At 69.4% G+C, this 19,225-nt stretch carries 17 protein-coding genes and 1 pseudogene; 3 read left to right on the top strand and 15 right to left on the bottom strand.

What is annotated here, in order from left to right; genetic code table 11:
- Positions 1 to 122 precede the first annotated feature (122 nt).
- The 13 genes from A5673_RS05145 to A5673_RS05085 all read right to left on the bottom strand — a co-directional run bounded on the left by A5673_RS05145 (position 123) and on the right by A5673_RS05085 (position 15,184).
- A complete protein-coding gene (locus tag A5673_RS05145; protein ID WP_068227966.1) occupies positions 123 to 1,133 on the bottom strand; it encodes a glycosyltransferase family 4 protein in 1,011 nt (336 codons plus the stop codon).
- On the bottom strand, positions 1,130 to 2,227 hold the full coding sequence (locus tag A5673_RS05140) for a methyltransferase domain-containing protein (RefSeq protein ID WP_068227964.1): 1,098 nt from the start codon (positions 2,225 to 2,227) through the stop codon (positions 1,130 to 1,132). Before A5673_RS05140 ends, A5673_RS05145 begins: the two co-directional genes overlap by 4 nt.
- Positions 2,224 to 3,465, bottom strand: a complete 1,242-nt coding sequence (locus A5673_RS05135) for a class I SAM-dependent methyltransferase (protein ID WP_068227962.1) — start codon at positions 3,463 to 3,465, stop codon at positions 2,224 to 2,226. Before A5673_RS05135 ends, A5673_RS05140 begins: the two co-directional genes overlap by 4 nt.
- On the bottom strand, positions 3,446 to 4,900 hold the full coding sequence (locus tag A5673_RS05130) for a hypothetical protein (protein ID WP_068227956.1): 1,455 nt from the start codon (positions 4,898 to 4,900) through the stop codon (positions 3,446 to 3,448). Before A5673_RS05130 ends, A5673_RS05135 begins: the two co-directional genes overlap by 20 nt.
- Positions 4,897 to 6,909: a glycosyltransferase gene (locus A5673_RS05125; protein WP_068227951.1), complete on the bottom strand. Its 2,013-nt coding sequence runs from the start codon at positions 6,907 to 6,909 to the stop codon at positions 4,897 to 4,899. The genes A5673_RS05130 and A5673_RS05125 overlap by 4 nt, the downstream gene beginning before the upstream one ends.
- The gene (locus tag A5673_RS05120) at positions 6,906 to 8,393 is read right to left on the bottom strand and encodes an oligosaccharide flippase family protein (protein ID WP_068227947.1); all 1,488 of its coding nucleotides are present in this window, start codon (positions 8,391 to 8,393) and stop codon (positions 6,906 to 6,908) included. The genes A5673_RS05125 and A5673_RS05120 overlap by 4 nt, the downstream gene beginning before the upstream one ends.
- The gene (locus A5673_RS05115) at positions 8,393 to 9,898 is read right to left on the bottom strand and encodes a sugar transferase (RefSeq protein WP_082958544.1); all 1,506 of its coding nucleotides are present in this window, start codon (positions 9,896 to 9,898) and stop codon (positions 8,393 to 8,395) included. Before A5673_RS05115 ends, A5673_RS05120 begins: the two co-directional genes overlap by 1 nt.
- Positions 9,899 to 9,915: 17 nt before the next feature.
- A complete protein-coding gene (locus A5673_RS05110) occupies positions 9,916 to 10,773 on the bottom strand; it encodes a WecB/TagA/CpsF family glycosyltransferase (protein WP_231970892.1) in 858 nt (285 codons plus the stop codon).
- Complete coding sequence (gene rfbC / locus A5673_RS05105) at positions 10,770 to 11,321, bottom strand: dTDP-4-dehydrorhamnose 3,5-epimerase (protein ID WP_068227929.1); 552 nt, start codon at positions 11,319 to 11,321, stop codon at positions 10,770 to 10,772. The genes A5673_RS05110 and rfbC overlap by 4 nt, the downstream gene beginning before the upstream one ends.
- Entirely contained in the window at positions 11,318 to 12,364 is a 1,047-nt protein-coding gene (locus A5673_RS05100; RefSeq protein ID WP_068227920.1) for an NAD(P)-dependent oxidoreductase, read from the bottom strand. The genes rfbC and A5673_RS05100 overlap by 4 nt, the downstream gene beginning before the upstream one ends.
- An 18-nt stretch (positions 12,365 to 12,382) precedes the next feature.
- Complete coding sequence (locus A5673_RS05095) at positions 12,383 to 13,039, bottom strand: PIG-L deacetylase family protein (protein ID WP_068227911.1); 657 nt, start codon at positions 13,037 to 13,039, stop codon at positions 12,383 to 12,385.
- Positions 13,036 to 13,830 carry a glucose-1-phosphate cytidylyltransferase gene (locus A5673_RS05090; RefSeq protein WP_068227907.1) on the bottom strand — a complete coding sequence of 265 codons (795 nt, stop codon included), beginning with the start codon at positions 13,828 to 13,830 and terminating at the stop codon, positions 13,036 to 13,038. The genes A5673_RS05095 and A5673_RS05090 overlap by 4 nt, the downstream gene beginning before the upstream one ends.
- Before the next feature lie 136 nt (positions 13,831 to 13,966).
- Positions 13,967 to 15,184 (bottom strand): PPE family protein, encoded by a 1,218-nt coding sequence (locus A5673_RS05085; protein WP_068227903.1) that lies wholly within the window; start codon positions 15,182 to 15,184, stop codon positions 13,967 to 13,969.
- 495 nt (positions 15,185 to 15,679) lie between these two features.
- Here A5673_RS05085 and A5673_RS05080 point away from each other — a divergent pair, with 495 nt between their 5' ends.
- Both A5673_RS05080 and A5673_RS05075 read left to right on the top strand, forming a co-directional pair.
- Positions 15,680 to 16,357: a TetR/AcrR family transcriptional regulator gene (locus A5673_RS05080; RefSeq protein WP_068227892.1), complete on the top strand. Its 678-nt coding sequence runs from the start codon at positions 15,680 to 15,682 to the stop codon at positions 16,355 to 16,357.
- Positions 16,358 to 16,492: 135 nt separating this feature from the next.
- Positions 16,493 to 17,221 (top strand): TetR/AcrR family transcriptional regulator, encoded by a 729-nt coding sequence (locus tag A5673_RS05075; RefSeq protein WP_068227876.1) that lies wholly within the window; start codon positions 16,493 to 16,495, stop codon positions 17,219 to 17,221.
- A gap of 100 nt (positions 17,222 to 17,321) precedes the next feature.
- On the opposite strand, the gene A5673_RS05070 is transcribed toward A5673_RS05075, so the two are convergent.
- Both A5673_RS05070 and A5673_RS05065 read right to left on the bottom strand, forming a co-directional pair.
- A complete protein-coding gene (locus A5673_RS05070) occupies positions 17,322 to 17,684 on the bottom strand; it encodes a PAS domain S-box protein (RefSeq protein WP_082958545.1) in 363 nt (120 codons plus the stop codon).
- Between the two features lie 141 nt (positions 17,685 to 17,825).
- A pseudogene (locus A5673_RS05065) lies at positions 17,826 to 18,800 on the bottom strand (methionine--tRNA ligase); the annotation flags it as partial.
- Between A5673_RS05065 and A5673_RS28125 the strand changes: the two are divergent.
- The coding region (locus A5673_RS28125; RefSeq protein WP_369806461.1) for a class I tRNA ligase family protein at positions 18,717 to 19,225 on the top strand (509 nt) is incomplete at its 3' end. The pseudogene A5673_RS05065 and the gene A5673_RS28125 overlap by 84 nt on opposite strands.

Genomic DNA, 19,225 nt, shown 5'->3' with positions numbered 1-19,225 from the left:
CGGCGGAAATCCATGAACTAAAACCCTTCCCGGCGCCGGCCGGCGCGTGCGAGCTCCCGCGCGCCGAGCGGCGGGCCACTACGCGCGGCGCTGCTGCGGCGACGCGGCCGCGGACCGCCTGCTCAACATCCTCGCCGAGGTGCGGGCCGCGCGCCCGCCGCCTCGGCGCCGTGGCGCGCCGCGACGGCCGGGTCCGCCAGCTTGTCGAACGCCGCGGCCAGCCCGGCGACGTCGTCGACGCCGATCACCGGGCCGCCCGGCGGCTGGTACTCGGGCAATCCGCCGACGTCCGAAACGATCGGCATCACGCCCAGCTGCATCGACAGCACCTGCACGCCGCTCTGCGAGGCGCGCCGGTAGTGCACCACCGAACCCTTTGCCGCGGAGAGCGTTTCGACGACGTCAGCATATCGATACGGTCCGGAGAGCCACCGCGCATGTGGCGGCAGGGCGGCATTTCTCAGGCTGATCGGCCCGTCGCCGATCAGCAGCAGGTTGTCCCCGCGCCACGCCTGGCCGCCGACGTGGGTTTGCCAGGCGCGCAGCACGACGTCGATGTTCTTGTACGGGTTGAGCCGGCCAACCATCACGAAGTCGCGGCGTCCCTCGGCGTGCACCGGCGGGGGGACGAGCGCCACGTCGAGGTCGCTGGTCAGGGGCAGCACGTGCACCGGGGTGCCGGCCACGTCCCGACGGCTGATGATCGCGTCCGCGACGTAGTCGCTGTAGGTGACGGTCGCCGCCGAATGGGCGCCCCACCGATCGAAGACCGCACGCTCGTAGCCCGGCCGCTGTTCGCCGGCGTCATGCGGGCTGTCGTCGTGCACCAGCTGCACGCGCGGCGCCCCCGAAGCCAGCGCGATCCAGCGCGGATCGCGGACCAGCTCGGCGATCACCACGTCCGGCCCGTAATTTCGGACGCGACGCCAGGCGGCGACGCTGGCCGGCCACGTCGCGGCGGTGCGAAACCGCGGATCGAGCACCAGCTCGTAGTCGCGCGCGGCGTCGGACTCCGGGTGCTGATCGGACGTCACCAGCAACACGTCGGCTCCCCGCCGCCGCAGCGCCTCCGCCTGCACGCGCGCCAGCGGCCGCATCCACGGCGAAAGCCACAGCACCCGAATCGAACTCATAGCGCCGGCCGCTTCCCGCCGGCGCCGGGGTCGATGGACCACCGCCCGTCGAGCTGGGGATACGCCTGGCGGACCTCGTCGTAGAGATCGGGCAGCGTCAGCATGACGCGGTCGGGATCGGCCGCGACGAGCTGCTCGGGCGAGATGATCGCGACGTCGGTCCCCGGGATCCTGCGTCCCTGCTTGGCCGGCGACGCGTCGGCCACGGCCTGCAGCAGGCGCCGGTCGATGCCGGCGAGGCTGAACAACGACACCACGCGCGACCCGGCGCCGTACCCGTACACCGTGCGGCGGTCGGTTGCCTGCGCCAGCAGCCAGTCGCGCAGCTGGGCGGCGTGCTGCTCGGCGGCGCACTGCAGGCGGCCCACGACGGCCGGGTCGGTGATGCCGAAGGCCCGCTCCCGCCGCATGATCTCCTCGGCGTGTTCGTCGGGTTCGGCGCTGCCGTGCACGGCGGCGATCAGCACGGTGCCGCCGTAGAGGTCGAACTCCCACGCCGAGGCCACGCTCATGCCCGCGGCGGCCAGCAGCCCGGCCAGCGCGGTCAGCGAGTAATAGGCAAAGTGGCCGTGGCGCAACGCGTTCCATTGCCCGTGGCCGACGATCGTCAGCAGCGAGTGAAATTGCAGCAGCAGCACGCCATCCGGCGCGGTGGCCTGCGCCCGGACCTCGAAGGCCAGCCGCTGGTTCGGCTCGTGCATGATGCCGAACGAGTCGAGCACGACGTCGGCGCGCCGCGCCGACGTGAAACCGCGGTCGGCCAGCAGCGGCAACCACGTCCCGCCGTGCGGGCTGCCGAATTCGTGCACGGTCGCGCCGCGCAGCCAGCCCGCGTCGGCCACGCGCCGGACCGCCTCGGCCGCCTGCTCACGCAGGGCCTGCGGCTCGATGCCCCGCGGTTCGGCGGCCACGGTGTCGTCGTGGGCGAGCTGCGCCAGCCCGCAGCCGGTGCACAGGTCCATGGCGAGCGGATGGGACGACTCCTCCGGGCGCACGGGTTCGGCGACCGGCGGAAACTCGTCGCCGGCCGGCACCGTCCCCAGGTCCAAAACCCGGCGAAGGTCCGTGCCGCCACACGCCCGGCAGGTGCTCATCGCCGCACACTACCGATTTCTGCGGTGTGCAGGGTCGGAAGCGGGAAGACCAACTGGCCGCCCCAATCCGCGATGTAGCCGAGCTGCTCGGTCAGCTCCGTTTCGAGGTTCCACGGCAACGCCAGCACCACGTCCGGGCGGTCGACGGCGATGCGCTCCGGCGAGTAGATCGGGATCCGGGTTCCCGGCGTGAACCGGCCATGCTTGTACGGGTTGCGATCGACGGTGTACTCGAGCAGGTCGGTCCGGATCCCGCAGTAGTTGAGCAGGGTGTTGCCCTTGCCCGGCGCGCCGTAGCCGACCACCCGCTTGCCGTCGGCGCGGCACTGCAGCAGAAACCGCAGCAGCTCGTGGCGGATGGCCTCGGTCCGCGGACGCAGTTGCAGATAGCCGTCGACGTGGTGCAGCCCGGCCGCCTCCTCGAGGCGCATCACCTTCTCGACCCGTTCCGTCGGCTTTCCGGCGATTTCCGCCGACCGGGCCCAGACGCGGATGGACCCGCCGTGGGTTCCCAGGAGTTCGACGTCGACCACGGCCAGCCCGGCGGTGGCCAGCGCGCAGATCGCCGAAAACAGCGTGTAGTACTGGAAGTGCTCGTGGTAAATGGTGTCGAACTGCCCGAGCCGCACCAGGTTCAGCGCGTGGTGCACCTCGATGCTCAGCCAGCCGTCGTCGTCCATCAGCGTACGCAGGGACCGGGTGAAGCCGCGCAGATCGGGGATGTGCGCGTAGACGTTGTTCGCCACCACCAGGTCGGCCGGACCGTGTTCGTTGCGGACCTTCGCCGCGATCTCCTCGTCCAGGAACGCCGTCACCGTGGGGACCTGACGCTCGCGGGCGGCGGCGCCGACGTTCGCCGAGGGCTCGATGCCCAGGCACGGCACGCCCGCCGCGACGACGTGCTGCAGCAGATAGCCGTCGTTGCTGGCGACCTCGACCACACGCGAGTCGGGTCCGAGCCCGAGCCGCCCGATGGCGCCGTCGACGAAATCCTTGGCGTGCTGCACCCAGCTGTCCGAATACGAAGCGAAGTAAGCGTATTCGGTGAACGTGTCCTCGGGCGTGATCAGCGCCGGTATCTGCAGCAGCAGGCAGTCCGCGCACAGCCGCAGGTGCAGCGGGAAGGTCGGCTCCGGCAGATCGATCTCCTCAGCCGCCAGGAACTTCTCACACGGGGGAGTGGCGCCGAGATCCAGGACGCTGACCAGGCGGTCCGAATCACACAACCGACAAAGCATCTGACTCCCGATCCTCCCTGAGCGTGCTGTCCGCGGCCGAGACCACCGAGGCGGCCGCGAGATGCCGCGCCCGCCGCCGCGTACCGTCGTAAATCAATTTGCCGAGCCCATGTTGGTACAGCCACAGGCTGTTCTGCTGGCCGGCGAAGGACTCTTCTCCGGCCATCGCGCCCCACGGCCGGAATCCGCTGCCGAGCCCGGCGCCGAACACGCCAGGGACGGGTGTCCCGTCTTCGGCGAGCAGCCGCGCGTCCGGCGCGACCGCCGGGCCGCAGTGCGCCAGCGGCACCCGGGCGCCGCGCGCGTCGTGGATGGGAAGCGTGGCAAGGCGATAGCCCAGCGCGGGGACGATGAGGTCGCAGTCGGTGAGGAGTCGCAGCACCTCCGCGCGCGGCAGGCCGCCGATCGGTAAGGCCACGACGCGGTCGTCCCGCTCCGTGCCGGGCTTGCGGTGCAGGCGCCGCCACACCTCCCGGCCGTCACCCTGCAGCCCGCCCATCCGATGAACCCGGCCGGTGGCCGCGCACACGTCGGATTCGGAGAACTCGTAATAGTCGACGTGGGCGGCGGCGCGCGACGGGTACGTGGGCCGCGGTTCGCTGCGATGCAGGATCTGCACGCCGTGCGGGCCGAAGCCGTGGGCCGAAACGCGTTCCAGCAGAAGCCATGCCGCCGCAAACGCGCTGTGCGCGCCACCCAGTATGACGACGCGCGGGCTGCCGGGCGCGCGGGCCAGCCGGCGAGCCACCTCCTGGGCGCCGCCATGGCTCAGCAGCCGGTGGCTGGAAACGATCTTGTCCCGCCAGTGCCCCAGGTGAACGCCGGGCGCCACCTCGATCTCCGACCACGACGCGTTCGGGCGCCCGCCGAGCGCCACCACGGCACTGGCGGCGCGAACCACCACGCGCCGCCCGTCCGTCGCGGCGGTGACCACCGCGACCGTGCCGTCGTCCTGCAGCCGTATCGCCTGGGCGCGGGTCCCGGTGAGGGCTCGGCTGGCGGGGTGCCGGCCGAACTCGGCCAGGATGGCTGCCCCCAGCCGCCGCTCGAAACGGCCGACCAATTCCAGCGTGGGGTGCCCGGCGCGGAGGTTTTCCAGTTCTGCCGCAACGGGATCGGCCCTCAGGTCGGCGAGAAAAGGCGCGCAGTGCGGGCCGTCCAGGCATTCCAGGAAGGAGGTGCCGCGCGAGTCGGCGTTCAGCGGGTATTGGCCGAGCGATCCGCCCAGCTCCTCCGCCTGCTCGACCAGCGCGACGCCGCTGTCCAGCCAGGCGTCCAGGCGGCCGTGCCGCGCCGCCCACACCAGCGGCCCGGTCCCGGCCGGGCCGCCGCCCAGGATCACCGTCTCGTACAACGGCGTTGGTTCGGGGTCGGCCGTCCGCCCGCGCCGCCGTCCGCGCAGGGGCGATTTCCACGCCGCTCGCACACCGCTCACAGCACGGCCTCGATCGCGTGCAGGTAGTCATCGGTCATCGCCTCGACCGTGTAGCGCCGGCGCATGCGCTCGTGGCCGCGCCGCCCCACCGACGGCAGCGCCGCCGGGTCGGCCAGGATCTCCGCGAGGCGCTCGTGCCACGCCGGCACGGACGCGGGCTCGACGACATAGCCCGCGTTGCCGAAGTCCAGCATCTCCGGGACCGCGCAGATCGCCGACGCCGCAACGGGTACCGCCCGGGCCATGGCCTCGAGAATCGCCAGCGGGAAGGCCTCGGAGCGGCTGGGCACGCAGAGCAGGTCGGCCTCGGCCAGCGCCGGCCCCGGCCCGGCCGACCAGCCGCGCCAGTGCACCCGGTCGCGCAGCGCGGCGGGCGTGCGGGCCTGCAGCCTCGCGCGGTCGGGGCCGTCGCCAAAAATGGAAAGCTGCCAAGGCATATCGGTGAGGCCACCGAGCGCCTCGATCAACACGTGCGGGTTCTTGTGTTCGACGATGCGCGAGAGCATCACCAAATTCACCGGCTCGCCGGCGGCTCGGGTCCGCGGTGCCGGCACGGCCGCGGGGGCGACGCCGTTGGGCGCGATGAACCGGCGCCCGCCGAGTTTGTGATGCTCGGTCAGCATGTCCCAATGGCGCCGGGCCAGGACGACGAACGCGTCGCAGCGGCGCATCGCGGCGGCCAGCGGCCGCGAGTAGATCGGCCGGTCGGGTTCCGGCGGGACATGCGGTGCGACCAGCCAGCGGCGGCCGGCGCCCGCGGCCCGCCACAGGGTCGCGAACCCCGTCTCGGTGTTGGTGTCGCCGCTGATCAGCACCGCCGGCCCGGCGGGAAGGTCGACGGCCGGCGCCCACCACGGCTGACGCACCACGCGGACGCTGTGCGGAATCTCCCTGATCAGCGGTCCGAACCGTTGCATGCAGACAATGGTCACGGGGTAGCCGCGCCGGTCCAATTCGGTTGCCAATAGCGCCTTTTGGCGTTCGGCCCCGCCGTAGACCAGGCGGTTGGTGGTGATCACGATCGCCGGCTTTGCGGTTCGGCGCGTGGCCGTCAAGGCCCGCCGACGCGCGTCGCGCTTCGACCGCTGCATCCGCTCCAGCACCGTGGTGCCGGCCAGATACGCGTCCGCGTGGTGCACGCCTTCCTGGTGTTCGAGCAGCAGCGCGATGTTGGCGCGCAGCATGTCCCGATTGCGGCGGCGTTCGGGGGTCGAGACCTCCGCGCCGTGCGCGGCGTCGGGCTGCTGCGATCGGCCGGCGGCCGCCGGGTTGCCATGGTCGATGTCGGTTTCGTTGGCCAGCAGGATGCGCCAGCCCGCCGCGGTGGCCCGGGCCTGCCAATCGGTTTCTTCCCCGTAGAGGAAGAACTCCTCGTCGAAGCCGCCGATCTCGTTCCAGGCCGCGCGGTTGATCGCCAGGCAGGCGCCGCCCACGTAGCCGTCGATGCTCTCCGATTCGTCGGGCTGACGGGCGTACAGGTGGGAAATCGGCGTGCCGCGCAAGCGATCCGAGTAGCCGGCGGCCGCGACCAGCGCCCGGCTCAGGGTGCGGCGCCGCGTCGCGATGTCCCACCGTGCCGGCCCGGGCGCCCCGTCGTCGTGCACCATGGGCGATACCGCGGCGACCTTCGTCCCCAGCAGCAATTCCCGCGTGCGCGCGAGCGGCCCCTGCAACCGGGCGTCGGCGTTGAGCAGCAGCAGGTCCGCGTCGGCGGGCGTGTGCTCGACCAGGGCGTTGAACGCCGCGGCGAAGCCGAGGTTGACCGGGCCCAGCACCCAGTGCACCTCCGGGTGCCGGGCGGCCAGCTCGTCGCGGCCGGCGTACTCGTCGCCGCTGTTTTCATAGACGTACACCGGCATTTCGGGCAGGTGCTCGGCGACGCTGGCCAGGCACTGCTCCACCAGGTCGTGGCTCTTATAGGTCACGATCATCACCACCATCGGCCGACCGGACCTGCTGAGCGTGCCGACCGGGCGTTTCAGGTATGCCCGGTCCAATTCGCGTGTCATGCCACCACTTCCCGTCGGCGCAGTGCGGTCAATTGGGTGCGCAACGACGACCAGGTGAACGGCCCGGCCGTCACGCTGGCGACCAGGTACACGGCGGCGGCGGCGGTCACGACCAACACCACGTGCCGGCCCGCCAGGAGCAGCGCCACCGCGACACAGGCCCCGGTGGGCACCAGCAGCCGGAGCAAAAACGCCACGGGCGTGCGGTAGTCGCACGCGCGGCGCAGCCACCAGCTGGCGATCACCATCCCGAACAACTCGGTGCCCACCAACGCCAGCCCCGCGCCCACCGCGCCGAAGGGGTTGTCCAGCAACAGGTTCAGCGCGATGTTGAACGCCAGGGTGGCAATCGAGAGCCGGAACAGAAACTTCTGCTGGTGGCAGGCGAACAGGCCCTGGCCGAGGGTCCCGGTGACGAAACGCAGTGCCACGGCGACGAACAGCGTCGCGAGCGTGGGTGCGCCGCGGTCCACGAACTCGCTGTCGCCGAACAACTCGATCAGGGGGCGCGCCAGCAGCGCGCCGACCACGGCGACCGGGACACCCACGAAATACATCAGCTCGACGCAACGCCGCAGGAACCCGGCGAATGCCTCGACGTTGCGCGAGAACAGTTCGGTGGCCGTCGACAGCGTCGCCTTGAGGAAGAACATCGAGACCACCAGTGTGTTGAACGCGACGGTGTAGGCCAGCCCGTAGACCCCGACCTCGGAATGCGTGCTGACCTTCGACAGGATGACGCCGTCGGTGCGCCAGTACAGGACGCCTACCACGGCCACGCCGATCGGAAAGATGCTCTCCCGCAAGAGGTCCGCGACCTCACGCGGCGCGAAGATCGGCCGCAATGAGATGTGTCGCGCCGCCGCGCTGCCCTGGATCAGCAGCTGCAGCGCCGGCGGGATGAGCTGTGCGACCGCGAACCAGACGACGTCGGCGCGGATCGCCACCAGGTAGCTGACCATGCCCAGCGTGCCCAGCCGGCCCGCGACGTCGGACATCGCCACGGCCGAGAAGCGGACGGTGGACAAGAACACCGGCTCGAACCGCGTCGTCATCGTCAGCATCAGCAGCTGGCCCGACAACACCACCAGCATCACCCGCACGTCGGCGTCGCGGTAGAGCAGCAGACCGGTGCCGGCCGCCGCCGCCGCGAGCGGCAGGCAGTACACCAGCGACAGGCCGCTGTTGACGCGGACCAGCCGCTCCAGATCGCCGGTGCCCGAGCTGACCCGGCGCACGATCACGGTGCCGATGCCGAGGTCGGCGAGGCTGGCCCACATCCCGACGAAGGCGACCGCGATGGTGAGCTGGCCGTAGCGCCCCGGGCCGAGGTAGCGGGCGGTCATCGCGACCGAGACCACCGAGGCCAGCATTCCGAGCGCCCGGCAGATGAGTTGAATCCAGAACGCGTGCGCGATCCGCGACCGCGGTACCGAGTCGCCGGCCGGCGCCGCGGCGGGCTCAATCGTGTTCTGGCGCACCATCAGTAGGCCCCGTCGCTCGACATGACGGCCTTGAGCGTCCGAGCGATGATCAACAGGTCGCCTGTCATCGACCAGTTGTCGACATAGGACAGGTCCAGCCGCACCGAGTCCTCCCAGGAGAGGTCCGAACGGCCGCTGACCTGCCACAGCCCGGTGACCCCCGGCTTCACCAGCAGCCGGCGCTTGACCTCGCCGTCGTAGTTCTCGACCTCGCGGCGCAGCGGCGGCCGCGGGCCGACGACGCTCATGTCCTGCTTGAGCACGTTGATGAACTGCGGCAGCTCGTCGATGCTGAACCGGCGCAGGATCTTGCCGACCGGTGTCACCCGGGGGTCCTGGCGGATCTTGAAGAGCATGCCGCCCGCGCCCTCGTTGAGCGGCAGCAGGCGTTCGATCTGGGTGTCGGCGCCGTCGACCATCGTCCGGAACTTGAGCATCGTGAAGGGCTTACCGTCCAGGCCGATGCGCTCCGCGCGGTAGAACACCGGCCCCCTGCTGGTCGCCTTGATCCAGACGGCCGCGGCGATCAGCAGCGGCGACGTCCCGATCAGCGCGGCCAGCGAAAAGCAGAAGTCGAAGGCGCGCTTCTGGAACCGTTGGGTGCCTTCGTATTGCGGCTTGTCGACGTGCAGCAGCGGAAATCCCGCGATCGGCTTGAGGGTCAACCGTGCCCCGGCGACGTCGACCACCCCGGGCGCCACCACGAGGTCGACGTCCATCGTCTCCAGCAGCCACATCAGGTCCCGGATCCCGTGCACGCCGAAATGCTCGGTGCGGGTCACCGCCACGGTGTCCGCGCCGCAGCCCGCGATCGCACTCACGGCCGTGGTTTCGTCGCCCAGGATCGCGATCTGCTGGCCTTGGACCGTGAGCGTTTCGCCGCGCGGCGGACCGTAGCCCGGAATGCACACGCCGACCACCGCGTAGCCGTCGTTCGGGTTGCGGATCAGCTCGCGGGCCAGATGCGAAACGCCCAGCCGGTCCCCGATCGCCAACACCATCGACTGGTAGTCGCCCTGCGCCCGTTTCCGCCAGACGTGCTTGCGCCACAGGTTGCGGCTTGTCAGCAGTCCGATGGTGCCGACGGGAAGCGCGACCGCCAGATAGCCGCGGGCCAGTTCGATCTTGGCGAGCAGCGTGACCATCGCGATGAACCCGAACGTCCAAAACGACGCGCTGGCGATGCGCCGGTACTCGTCGATGCCGGCGCCGATGATGCGCGTCGATCGGGTCTGAAACATCGACATGGACGAAAGCCACAGGGCGGCAAAGAGAGCCGAAAACAGCGTCATCACCGGGCCCGGGTATCCCGACGTGTTCGGTGCGTCCCCGAACCGGACGAACTGGGCGAGCGCGACCGCGGCGCACACGATCGCCGAGTCGGTGACGCGCAGCCGGGCCGAGTACCTCTGCTGCCAGCGCGAAACGCCCTTGGCGCGCGGCCCCGGCACGGCCGGCGCGCGAAGCGGCGATACGCCGCTGTCGGGGTGAAGCGTTGTCGTCATGCTGGCGGCTCTGTCGCTTAGGCGGTCGCCGCTTCGGCTGCGCCGGACAGGGTCCGGGCAACGTGCTGGATGGGCGTCCCGGCGTAGTAGGAGCCGGGATAGCAGATCAGCTGGGCCCGCGACGCGCGCAGCAACGCGAGCGGACCCTGCAGCAGGTACCGGCGGGCGAGCCGGCGGGGTTCGCGGGTCAGCCGGTAGAACCATTCGAGACCGACCCGTTGCATCCAGTCCGGGGCGCGGCGGGTCTTGCCGGCCAAAAAGTCGATCGCGCCGCCCGACGGCAGGAAGACCCGCGCCCCGGTGGCGAACCCGTGCCGGTCGACCCACTGCTCCTGACGCGGTTTGCCCAGGCTGACCACCAGGATGTCGGTGCGCGCCTGACGGATGGCGGAAACGAAAGCGTCGGAACCCGATTCGATGTCCGCCGGGCCCGGCGCCCACATCCCCGAGACCGCGAGCCGGGGGTACCGGGCGCGCAGGCGCTGCGCCAGCAGCAGGTGCGTCTCGGCGCCGCCGCCGAAGAAGCCGACCCGTTGGCCCGTCGACTCGGCCAGCGTCAGGACCGCGGGCAGCAGGTCGGCTCCCGTGACGCGCGGCCACGGCTGCGCGGTCAGCAGTTGCCCCCGCCACGCGATCGGCATGCCGTCGGCGAGCAACAACCACTCCAGCCGGCCCGCCGGCGCCGCGCCGAGGGTGCGGAAGTGGTGGAGGTGGTCGAGGTTCACCGAGCCCACCGCCAGGCCGGGCGCCGCGGAGTCCAGGCGGTCCGCGATGATCGACAACACCTCGTCGGTGTCGCACCGCTCGACGACGCTCCCGCTGACGACCATGCGCACCGGGGCCGTGGACAGGGCCTTGGACAGGGCCGACGTCATGACGCCTCGCTCTCCAGCGACTCCTCCAACGAGGGCCAGCTCGCGTCCTTCTCCGACATGACGGTCACCGGCAGCGGCCACTTGATGCCGAATTCTGCTTCGTCCCAACGAAATCCCTCTTCGCTGTCCGGCACGTACGGGCCGCTGATCTGGTACAGGATCTCGGTGTCGTCGGTCAGCGTCTGAAACCCGTGCGCCACGTAGGGCGGCAGGAACAGCGCCCGGCGGTTGTCCGCGCTGAGCTCCACCATCACGTGCTCGCCGTAGGTCTGCGACTCGGGACGGACGTCGACGGCGACGTCGGCGATGGCGCCGCGGACGCAGCGCACTAGTTTGGCCTCCGCGTGCGGCGGCGCCTGCCGGTGCAGGCCGCGCACCGTGCCCCGGGTGTAGTTGAAGCAGATGTTCGTCTGTGCCACTTCGGGAATCAGACCGTGGTTGAGGAATTCGTCGGCGCAGAAGGATCGAGAGAAGAAGCCGCGATGGTCGCGATGGGGTTCGATGTCGATGATCGTCACCCCTGCGACACTCGTGGGCGTGTACTTCACTGCGTCTCCTTCCAGAACAGTCGCTCGTCGACCTGCCCCGTCTTGAGCAGGTATTCGATTTGCTTGAGGCGCGTGTGCCCGCGGCCGTAGAACGTCTCGGGCTCCATGGCGATCGCCTGGAACACGCGATGCAGTTGCGCCGCCCCGGCCGCGACGTCCCACGCGGCGCGGAACTCGGGGAAGACGTCGTGGATCTTGCCGAACGAGACGCGGTAGCTGCGGTTGTCGGCGTTGGGCGGGCCGAAGGTGAGTTCGCATCCGGGGAACTCGGCGCTGACCGCCTCCGCGATTTCGCGCACGGTGCGGTTGTTTTCGTCGCAGCCGACGTTGACCACCAGCTTGTGCACCCGCTGCCGGTCGGCGCGCAGCGCGCACCGGATCGCCTGGGCGATGTCCAGCGCGTGCACCAGCGGTCGCCACGGCGTGCCGTCGCTGGTCATCGCGATGCGGTGCTCGGTCCACGCGAGGCCCGCCAGGTTGTTCAGCACGATGTCGAAGCGCATTCGCGGCGAGGCGCCGAATGCCGTTGCGTTGCGCAGGAATGCCGGCGAGAAGTCGTCGTCGGCCATCGCGGTGAGGTCGCGTTCGACCAGGGCCTTGCATTTCGCGTACGGGGTCAGCGGGCCGATGGGGCTGGTTTCGTCGACGGTGCCGTCGGCGATGCCGTAGACGCTGCACGACGACATGTAGATGAACCGGCTGACGCCCGCGCGCTTGGCGCACTCGGCCAAGTGCACGCTGCCGCGGTGGTTCACCTCGAAAGTCACGTCGCCGATCAGGTCACCGATCGGATCGTTGCTCAGCTCGGCCATGTGCACGACCGCATCGACGCCGCGCAGGTCCGCGACGGTGACGTCGCGGATGTCCTTGATGAGGGTGCGCGGTGCGACCCCGTGCGGGCTGTCGGCGAGCGGGCCGGGGCACAACCAACCGGCCTGGTAGTAGCCGGTGTCCAGGCCGACGACGTCGTGGCCGTCTTCGAGAAGTAGCGGTGCCAGAAGGCAACCCAGGTAGCCCTCCGTGCCGGTGACCAGGACCCGCATCGTCGTGTCGCTCCCGTCCTATGATTGGGCGCCGAAGGGACGCAGGATCGCCTTCTCGCTCACGAAGGCTTCGGCGTAGCGAGCCCGGCATTGCACGCCGCGGAAACGCATCAGGCTCAGGAACGCTTCGTCGTCGAACCAGTCGCGGCCGGCCTGGGACGGGTACCACTCCGCGAGCAGCTCCGCCTTCTGACGGGCCACCTCGGCCGGAATGTCCACGTAGAGAGTCGGATTCGGCAGGTCGGACTCCCATTTGAGGATCTCGTAGCCCAGCACCAGGTGCGCGCGAAACTCGGTCGGTAGCAGCTCGGCGACCAATCGGTGGTCCTGGTGGTAATCGTGGCGGTGCGGGCCGATCACCAGGTCCGGCTCGCATTCGCTGCGGAACCGGGCGAGGTGCGCCTTGACCGATCCCCAGTGGTCCGGCAGGCGGCCGTCGGGCAGGTCGGCCACCGTCAACCGAACCTCCGACCACGGGAACAGGGCGGCGAAGGCGTTCTTTTCCTCGATCTCGCGCTCGGTTCCGGCGCCGGTCAACACCAGCGCATGCACGACGACACCCGGGTTGTGGCGGGCGACTTGCAACAGGGTCGCGCCCGCGCCGATGACGATGTCGTCGCAGTGCGCCCCGATCACCGCGATCGAATTGATCGCGCCGGTGTGCAGGCCGATCATGCCGAACGTCTCGACACAGATTGCTCCCAGACCATCCACGGGCGGTTCCCCGCGTTGTAGTCGGCGTCGAGTTCGGCGCGCTCCTTGAACGTGTCGGCCGGCTTCCAGAAGCCGTCGTGCTGGTACCCCAGCAGCCGACCGGTCCCGGCGAGCGCCATGCAGGCGTCGCCGACCAGGTCGCCGTTCTCGGGGATGAGGTCGAAGACCTCCTGGGTCAGCACGAAGTAGCCGCCGTTCACCCAGATCGGGAACTTGGCGATCGGGGCGATCTCCTTGATGTCGCCGGCGGAGCTGACATCGACGCAGTGGAACGACGACTGGGGGGGCACGATCAGCATGGACGCCGCCGCGCCGCTGGTCTGCAACCGGTCGACCATGGTGTCGAGCGGCGCGTCGGTCAGCACGTCGGCGTAGTTCGCGAGGAAGTACTCGTCGCCCTCGACGTATTTGCGCACCCGGCGCAGCCGCTCACCGATCGGCGACTCCAGCCCGGTGTCGACGAACGTGATGGTCCAGTCGGACATGTCGGAATCGAGCAACTCGATCTCGCCGGCGCGCATGACGAAGTCGTTGGACTCCATCTCGCGGTAGTTGAGGAAGAAGTCCTTGACCATCGCCTGGCCGTATCCGAGGCACAGGATGAATTCCTTGTGCCCGTAGTGGGCGTAGTAGCGCATCACGTGCCACAGCAGCGGCCGGGGCCCGACCATCTGCAGCGGCTTGGGGACCAGGTCGCCTTCGGCCGTGCGCATCCGCATGCCGTAACCGCCGCAGAAAAGTACGACTTTCATGACACCCAACCCTTCGGACGACGGACCGCGCGCGGACGGCGCGCGGAGGGGTGAAAACCAGATATCCGCCCAGAGGCGACAAACGATACCTTTGGTATCTCAGGTGTGGGGCCGCGTCCGGCGCTGACCGACGAGGTCATATGATCGCCGCCCCATAGCCGCCGGACGGCGGCTGTGCCATCACGGTCGGGATCAGCCCGTAGCGCGGACCCGGCGCTCCCCGGCCCCCGGCGCCCCGCGGCAGGCCGCCCAGCAGGCTCGGCGGCAGGTTGCCCGCCCCGCCGGGAGCGGCGGCGTTCGCCAGCTCCGCGCCCGCGCTGGTCAGGTGCGCCGACGGGATGACGCTGGTCCAGCTGGCCGGCACCGACAGCGATCCCAGGGAGGCCGCCTGGCCCATGCTGCCGACCAGGCCCGCACCGACGGCATCGGCCGCGCCGGCGACCTCGGCCGCGGCCGAACCTGCGACATCGGCCACGCCCGCGGCCGCCGTGGTCGCCATGCCCTGCAGGGTCTGGGCCATGCCGAGCACGCTGGACAGCCCATACAGGGGGGTCGCGGCCACCATCAGATAGCCGGGCAGCAGGGCGGGCATGTTGCTTTCGAACTCGCTCATGAAACTCGACAGCGAGAGCCCACCCGTCCCGGACGAAAGCCCACCCAGCAGCGATCCCCATGGCGTCGTCTCCGCGGCGCTCGCCGTGGCCGGGCTGGCCAGGCTCTGCAGCATCGTGGACAGCGCGGACATCAGGCTGGCCAGGGTGAGTTGTTGGGTCGACGAGCCCGCGGCCGCTTCCGAGACCGCGGTGGCCTGGCCCGCGGCGCCGGCGGCGTCGGTGACCTCGGGAGCCGACGCGAACGGGGTCAGCTCCGCGGCTTCCGCTGCGTTCGCGGCGTATTGATACATCGCCGCGGCGTCCTGCGCCCACATCTCGCCGTACTCGGCCTCGTTGGCCGCGATGGCCGGCGAGTTCTGGCCGAAGAAGTTGGTCGCGGTCAGCACCGCGAGCTGGACCCGGTTCGCGGTGACCGCCACGGGCGGCACGGTCATCGCGAAGGCGGCCTCATAGATCTCCACGGCGAGCCTGGCGTGACTGGCCGCCTCCTGGGCCCGTGCGGCCGCACCGGCGGTCCAGGCCGCGTAAGGGCCGAAGGCGGAGGCCATGGCCAGCGACGATGGACCCAGCCACCGCCCGACGGTCAGCCCCGAGATCACCGATCGGTAGGACGCCGCGGCGGAGTGCAGCTCGGCGGCGAGATCGTCCCACGCCGCCGAGGCCGCGGCCAGCGAGCCGGGGCCCGGGCCGGCGTACATCCTCGCGGAGTTGATCTCCGGCGGCAGAGCACCAAAATCCATCGTTTCTACTCCTGGCCGCACAGGGCAGCGGTCGGCGCCGGCCACCGGGGAGTGACCAACGACACACGCGGCACGCACTGCATACGGGCCGCCCGGCGCAGTGGTTGACGTAGCGAGCCGGGCACCCGAGGCCCGGCAAAAGGCCGCTGACCAGGCAAACAAACTGAAAACCACATAGATGACGATTCTACATACTTTTAGTCCGTAGTACAGCCAGAACGCTCACTACAAGTATTTCCAAGTTCGTGATGTCGACCCGCAGCGTTGAAGCCTCGACGCGACGACCGACTGCTAACCTCAGAGACGGCCGTGTTGCCCCCGAGACCCGCCGGTGAGTGCTGGCTCTAGAACCGAGGTGCGGGCCCTGCTCGAGGAAGGCTTCGTGAACGTGACACTGATCGATCCGGGCCATGACGCAGGCCCCGGAATGATCACTCGCGTTGCTCCTTCAGGAACGCGATCAAGCCGCTCTGGACAGCCGAGTTCCCGGTTCCGATGACGACCCACTCGACCGACGGACGCGCGGACGCGACGCGGCGACAGATTTTGCGGGCCGCCTCGCATCAGTTCGCCAGGCGCGCCTATCACGATGTCGGTCTCGACGACATTCTCGCCGAAGCGGAACTGACCAAGGGCGCGATGTATTTCCACTTCCGGTCCAAGCACGCATTGGCCGTTGCGATCATCGAACGTCAGACCGTCGCCGGCGCCACCGCGGTGGAAGAGCTGCTGACGCGCGGACTTTCGGGCCTGGAAACCCTCATCGACTTCTCCTATCTGATCGCCGTCGGGGACATCAAGACCGACGGGACCCGGGCGGGTCTGAACCTGCTCGAGTCGGTCGGCCGGTCGGAGGGGCTGCAGAAGCGGCTGCTGGAGGAATGGGCCAAGGCGCTGGCCGGAGTCGTCGAGCAGGCCATCGCCGAGGGCGACATCGACCAGCATTGTGATCCGCAGGACGTGGGGCGCCTGATGGTCTCCCTGCACATGGGCCTCCGGCAGACCAGCAATCTCGAGGAGCCGGAGCGTTTCCTGCACGACCTGGAAAAGTCCTGGCTTCTGCTGTTGACCGGCATCTTGCAGCCGGAACGGACCGACTACTTCCGCCAGTTCCTCAAGCGACGCGCGACGCTCGCGGTCGCCAGCAGCTCGACGGCAGCGGATTCGGACTAGTGCGCGGCCTGCGCATCGCGCGATCGGGACCGGTGGGGACGGCTGTTAGGCTTGGGCCTTCGGCCGGAAGATTCGTGAACACGTCGAGATCCGGAATCTAAGCCCAATCGACCGAATTCCGGAGGTGCAGACGCGATGGCGCGCCAGGTTCGATCGGAAGCCACCCGGCGAAAAATCCTCGATGCCGCAATAGACGTTTTCGGTGAGGTGGGGTACGCCGCCGCGGGGTGGAACACGATCATCGAGCGGACGGGCATGACCAAGGGTGCCCTGTATCACCACTTCGATTCGAAGGAGTCGTTGGCGTCCGCCATCATCGAAGAGGGTTCGGAGACAATACTTGTCGCGTTCCGCAACGTGTGTGGGTCGTCATCGCCGGCGCTCGAGAACATGATCCACGGCACGTTCACCATCGCGAATGTGCTCACCACCGACAAGACGGCCCGCGCCGCCGAGCAATTGACGGCTGCCCTGAGCGGATTCAACGAAGCCGCCACGCGGTTCTGCGCGAACCTGGTTGAGCTGATGGCGGCTCAGGCCCGCCGGGCCGCCGCCGAAGGCGACCTGCGTGCCGAGCTCGACGCGGCGATGATCAGCGAGTCGCTCGTCGGCGCCATCTTCGGAACGCGTTTGCTGTGCAACGCGATCGCGGCCAAGGGCATCGAGGGTCACGAGGGAGCCGGCGGCGTCGCCGATCGCCTCGCCGGCCCCCCGAGTCAGATCTGGGAGCTGATGCTGGCCGGCATCGTCACCGAGGCGTCGCTGCCTTACTTCCGCGAATTTCTGTCGCGGGAGGCCCTCCGCCATGCCCGCCCCGCCGCACCGGCCGTCGCCGGCGCTGCGGCGGTCCCGGAGGTCAACTGAGCGACGGGGTCAGGCGCCCGGGTGAGGCGGCCGGCGCGGCAACGCCATACTGCAAGTATCTATTTGCGGCCGAGTGATTCCTAATGGTTTATTGCGGGCGTCAGCGCTCGTCTTCCCATAATTGCTCGGTCAGGTCCTGGAAAGCCGCCAGCACGAACTGATCGTCCGCGCGCAGCAGCGCGGACTTGCTCATCAGCGCCCGCACCATTGAGCCGTCCTTGTGCGCCAATTTGACAACCATGTTCGCGAGCGCATGGACCACCGAGAGCAACGATTCCGACTCGGGCGCCTCGTGGAATATCTCGTGAAAGCGCAGCTTGAGGACCTCTTCGGGCTCGAACCCCAGCATCTCGGCGAACGCGGTGTTGGTGAACAGGATGCCGCCGTCGTTCCCGATCGCGAGCACGGGGACCGGAATCCGTTCCAGGACGACCAGCGCAGGCAACTGCTGCAAAGTAGTCAGCGGCTCGCTCGATTGCGGGTTTCGTCGTCGCTCCACAGCCCGATTATGTCCTATGACCACAGGTCGTTCGGGTGCTTTTATCCGGGGCGGCGCGATATTCACCGAATGGGCCTGCCCTACAACTCAATAACCGCTCTTGGCTCACTTGACTTCGGTGTCGGACGGCGGCTGATAACGCGGGAACACACCGGTCGGCGCCGGCAGCGCGGTGCCCGGGGTCAGCCGCGCGCCGATGGCGGTGAAAGCGCGGCGGTCTTCGGCCTGACCGAGCAGGTCGAGCAGCCTGCCGGCCGACTCGGGCATGACGGGTTGGACCAGCAGCGCGGCGATGCGGACCGCCTCGCAGGTCGTGTACAGCACGGCGCGAAACCGCGCCTGGTCGGCCTCGGACTCGCTCTTGCGCAGCACCCACGGCTGTTGGACGGAGAAGTACTTGTTCGCCTCGCCGAGCATCAGCCAGACCGCCTCGAGCGCGAGATGCATTGCCTGCGCGTCGAAGTGGGCGCGCACCCGCTCCAGCAAGCCGTCGGCCATGGCCAGCAGCGCCGCGTCGGCCGCGTCGAGCTCGCCCGGGTCGGGCACCACCCCGCCCAGGTTCTTGGCCACCATCGACAGCGACCGTTGGGCCAGGTTGCCCAGCTCGTTGGCGAGGTCGGTGTTGATCCGGGTGATGATCGCCTCTTCGCTGTAGCTGCCGTCCTGGCCGAACGGGACCTCGCGCAACAGGAAATAGCGCACCTGATCGACCCCGAAGGTGTCGACGAGGTCCGCGGGCGCAACGATGTTGCCCACCGACTTGCTCATCTTCTCGCCGCGGTTGAGCAGGAACCCGTGCGCGAAAACCCGCCGCGGCAGCTCGATTCCGGCCGACATCAAAAATGCCGGCCAGTAGACGGCGTGGAACCGGATGATGTCCTTGCCGATCATGTGCAGGTCGGCGGGCCAGTAGCGGCGGAACAACTCCGAGTCGGTGTCGGGGAATCCCGCCCCCGTCAGATAGTTGGTCAGCGCGTCGACCCAGACGTACATGACGTGATCGGGGTGCTCGGGAACCTTGACGCCCCAGTCGAACGACGTCCTCGAGATCGACAGGTCGCGCAGGCCGCCGCCGCCGAAGGGCTGCCCACCGCCGAACTGGCCCGCCGCAACTCCGACGTGTTCCAGCGGCTGCAGGAGCGGCTCGACGTCTCCTTCGACAGGTTCATCCGCACCACCGACGCCGACCACCACGAGGCGTCCAAGGAGATCTGGCGGCGGATGGCCGCCGCCGGCGACATCTACCTGGACACGTACGAGGGCTGGTATTCGGTGCGCGACGAGAGGTTCTTCGTCGAATCGGAGACCGAGGTGGTGAACGGGACGCGGATCGCCGTCGAAACCGGCACACCGGTGACCTGGACCGAGGAACAGACCTACTTCTTTCGGCTGTCGGCGTACACCGACAAGCTGCTGGCCCACTACGAGGCGAACCCCGACTTCATCGCGCCCGAGGTGCGGCGCAACGAGGTGGTCAGCTTCGTCTCCGGCGGCCTGCGCGACCT

It is taken from the genome of Mycobacterium sp. E3198, from assembly GCF_001667015.1.
In the GTDB taxonomy this organism is placed as follows: domain Bacteria; phylum Actinomycetota; class Actinomycetes; order Mycobacteriales; family Mycobacteriaceae; genus Mycobacterium.
Note: the sequence above shows the minus strand (reverse complement) of the source record. Positions and strands in the feature narration are given on the sequence as shown.